This is a genomic window from Bacillota bacterium (assembly GCA_013178125.1).
GTDB lineage: Bacteria > Bacillota > SHA-98 > Ch115 > JABLXJ01 > JABLXL01.
Genome location: JABLXJ010000049.1, coordinates 1 through 3,816, shown reverse-complemented (window position 1 = coordinate 3,816; position 3,816 = coordinate 1). Strand labels below are relative to the sequence as shown.

Annotated in this window: 4 protein-coding genes; all 4 read right to left on the bottom strand. The window is 49.1% G+C overall.

All coding sequences use genetic code 11. From position 1 onward, the window contains the following. Positions 1-512 (bottom strand): hypothetical protein (locus HPY71_15625; protein ID NPV54917.1); only part of this gene is annotated, 512 nt, incomplete at its 3' end. A gap of 111 nt (positions 513-623) precedes the next feature. Then, on the bottom strand, positions 624-1,961 hold the full coding sequence (locus tag HPY71_15620) for a DegT/DnrJ/EryC1/StrS family aminotransferase (protein NPV54916.1): 1,338 nt from the start codon (positions 1,959-1,961) through the stop codon (positions 624-626). Positions 1,962-2,146: 185 nt separating this feature from the next. Then, a complete protein-coding gene (locus HPY71_15615; GenBank protein NPV54915.1) occupies positions 2,147-3,184 on the bottom strand; it encodes a LacI family DNA-binding transcriptional regulator in 1,038 nt (345 codons plus the stop codon). A gap of 318 nt (positions 3,185-3,502) precedes the next feature. After that, on the bottom strand, positions 3,503-3,816 hold a 314-nt coding region (locus tag HPY71_15610), incomplete at its 5' end, for a hypothetical protein (protein ID NPV54914.1).

Sequence of the window (3,816 nt, the reverse complement as noted above, 5' to 3'; positions counted from 1 at the left end):
GGGATGTAGATGTGCCTCGTGAATATGTCCTTGAACTCAAGACCGAAGTCCCTGAGTACATTCCTCTTTACGTTCGTCTCGAATTCGGGATCCCTAGGGGTCCTGCCATATATCTTATACAGTCTACCCATATCAAGTCTTACACCGGTCTTTCCCCCGCCAAACTCTATATCGGTGACAGCGGTCTTGAGAGTCATGAGCCTTGCAAGCTCTGTTGTCTCCCATATATCAACATCAGGGGCAAGCCTCACTCCGCCTTTGTACGGTCCCCTGGCATTGTTATGCAAGACAACGCAGCCCCATATATTGACCACCCTGCCGTATAGCAGCACAGGCAGGCGAAATGCATATATGTTCTGAGGCTTTATGAGCTCGCCTATGGCCTCCTTTGATAGGCCAAGCCGGTTGCCAGCTCGCCTTATGAGCTCACCCGAGATGTTGTCAGGCTCTCGGCTACCGATGAGAGCTTCCATATCATGATTCCCATAGTCTACAATCCCAACCCCGCCCATACCTGTCATCCCCTGTAGTTGTCCTTTCATACTCTCATAACATGAGCACCTGAAGATATAGTAGAAGTAGCTCACCCCTATAAAATCTTCAGCACTTCTAGCTCTTGCGATTTAACCTATCTTTCTCATAGTTATCCCTGCGACTTGCTCCTCATCCCCCGTGACCTCAACCTTAAGCACCTGATCAATATTCTCAAATACCTTATAGAACGCCTCCACATAGCGTTTCATTAGATCCATCGTCTGGCAATAAATCGGATAAGTTTCTGAACATATCACAAGCGAGTCTTCAATCAACTTTACCGTTTCAGGATAATCGGCAGGGTCATACGAGTAGGTAACTCCTTCGTTGAATTTGCATGTCCATGGGCATCCCTTCCCATACCCCTCCATGATCTGAAAGAGGGGCTGGCCAGGGATCGGACTAGTCTGCCATCGCACCGCATCCACGCCCTCAGCCTGGAGCGCAGCCTGGACTTTAGCCCTAAACTCAGACACAGGAACATCAAGGCCAAGTGCGGCGGGATTCAGGCGAATTCTATACTTGTGATAGATACTCGTTCGATCAGGAGGTACATAAGGCGGGATAACTCCCGGGATCTTGCTTAATTCACTCGTTAAGTATTCGGCGTTGCGTCGGGCATTCTCGTTCACGCTATCTAATCTCTTCAACTGACTGCGGGTAAAGGCGCAGGGCATTTCTTGAGTCCTGTAATTCCAGCCCATGGTGTAGGCCTGATACTTTCGCCCCTCGTTCGGCTTGACGTATTCGCCAAACATCCTGAGCATATTCGCCTTGCCCCTGTATTCCTCGCTATCCGTTACAAAGAATCCGCCTTCGCCCCCCGGCAGGTTCTTCGTGGTGTTGAGGCTGAATGTCGCCATATCACCAATGCTTCCCGCTTTCCTACCTTTGTAAATCGCCCCATGCGCCTGGCAGGCATCTTCGATTACGACAAGGCCATGCCTTTTGGCAATGGCAAGGACCTCATCCATGTCAGCAGGCAAACCGTGGATATGGACCGGCATAATGGCTTTTGTCCGTGGCGTGATCTTCTCTTCGATCTTCGTTACATCTATGTTGAACGTTCTTGGATCGATGTCAACAAATACAGGGATCGCATTATGATGAAGGACGGCTACTGCGGATGCGAGAAAGGAGAAGGCTGGGGTTATTACCTCGTCGCCCGGTCCCACGCCTGCGGCGGCGACGGCGGCATGAAGCGCAGCGGTGCCACTATTCATCGTGAGGCAAAACTTAACGCCGATGTATTCAGCAAATTCCTTCTCCAGGGCACGCATCTGAGGAGCATAAAGCCCCCAGAGGATTCCGCTATCAAGAACCTGAAGAACAGCATCCTTATCCTCATGAGTTATGACAGGCCATCTGACCTTCATATCGTCAGATATCGCCTTTGTCCCACCAGCTATCGCCAGAGAAGCTCCCATTCCGTAATTTCCTCCTTATTAAAATTCCGATTATTGTTATGGAAATCTACTTATTATTTATTACCTAACTATTATACCTGGGCCCCATATCTCTAAGCTGCGCATTTCTAGACCATAGCTCACTCAAATATCCCATCTTCATGTTCAGCCTTATGTCCGGCGCCCTTCCCTGTATCAGGCCATATTCACACCGAACCCGATATGGCTTTCAACCGTGCTGCGCATGATTCTCTAATTATAAGCTCGTTATCGAGAACAATTCTCGTGGGACCTTCCCAGGAGCCTTCTACCAGCCCTATGAGCAATTGGGCCGCCCGGCGTCCCATCTCCTCTCGCCGAATTCTCACCGTGGTGAGCGGGGGCTGAGAATGCTCGGAAATCTCAATGTCATCCATCCCAACCACTACAACATCATCCGGAACTTTCAAGCCCGCCTCATTTATTCCCCTTATACTTCCTATCGCCATGCTATCATTAGCTGAGACAACTGCCGAAAAATCGCTTCCCCTCTCAAGAATCGCCTTTACAGCTTCATAACCGCTACCCATCTCAATATTACCAGTAGCTAAGAGCCCGGGAAGAATCGGTAAATTACTCTCCTCAAGAGCCCTCTTGAAACCGAGCCATGCCTGCCTGCCGAGGGGATGCGAGAGCGGCGCATTGATAAAGGCGATTCTTGAGTGCCCAAGCCCGATTACATGCCTGGTAACTTTATAAATACCGGTCTCATCGTCGTTATCCACCCCTGGAAATTCAGGGTACTCACCGTGGTTATCAACTAAGACTATAGGCACCTCTAGATCTCGCAACCTAAAAAGGGCCTCCCTCTCCATTACGTCGAGGACTAATATCCCATCAACATCACGATTTTGTATGGCCGCAGGGAATTCCGTCTGGCGCCCACCTGTCTCCCACAAAGGCACAAGGGTTACCTGATACCTCGTTGGGGCCAGTTCTCGCACTATGCCTTTTATGACGGCCGCATAAAAGAGATAAGAAGATGAAGAAAGCGAATTCCCGTTCAGGATAACAGCGATATTCTCGCTCCTGTTGAGGACCAATCTCCTCGCCGACGCATTCGATCTGTAGCCAAGCTTTTGAATCGCTTCATTGACCTTTCTACGGCTCTCCTCACTTACGGTTGACTTATTATTAAGTACAGCAGATACGGTGCCTATCGAAACCCCTGCAAACTTAGCCACGTCTTTAATTGTAACCTTCAAATCCTCAGCACCCGCCTTGATCTTACAATGACCACAAAATATAGCTTGCTGTAAGAATTTAGCTATACTCTAGCTTAAATTGGCATTCCGTTCGTGGATACATTATATCCTAGTATGGCCCCCGATTAGGGGGAGATCAATGGTTTCGCGCAGCATACCCTAAAAACTTTAGATTATAGTTCTGGCCTATCGGCCGCTTACCAGGTATTATTGAAACCTTTCAAGTCTCTGAATATACTATTCTACATCGGATTTGGATCTCCTTCTATAATGGTTAAAAAATTTCTTAGCACGCATAAGGTCTGGGATGACCGGTCATTAAGCGGCCGCTTGACGGGCCCAGTAGCTATCCCACTCAGCGTTATGCCAAAGAGTAGTCAAAGCACAAAGGGTGTCTGAACCTTCTATGGACCAACTCATCCCAGCCCCCTTCTGGCGCCTCGCTACCAAAATGTCATTTGCTTTCTCTACAACGCCATTTCCGTTATATTCGCGGTTTATCCTGCGTGTATTATAGTCCTTTATGGCTGGCTTCCTCGCCTCAAGATACGAGAGCAACTCCTCAAACCGCTCCGGATTCCGCGGCTCGGGCAGTAGAGTACGCAGTCTGTCTATCGACTCGTCCACTTTCC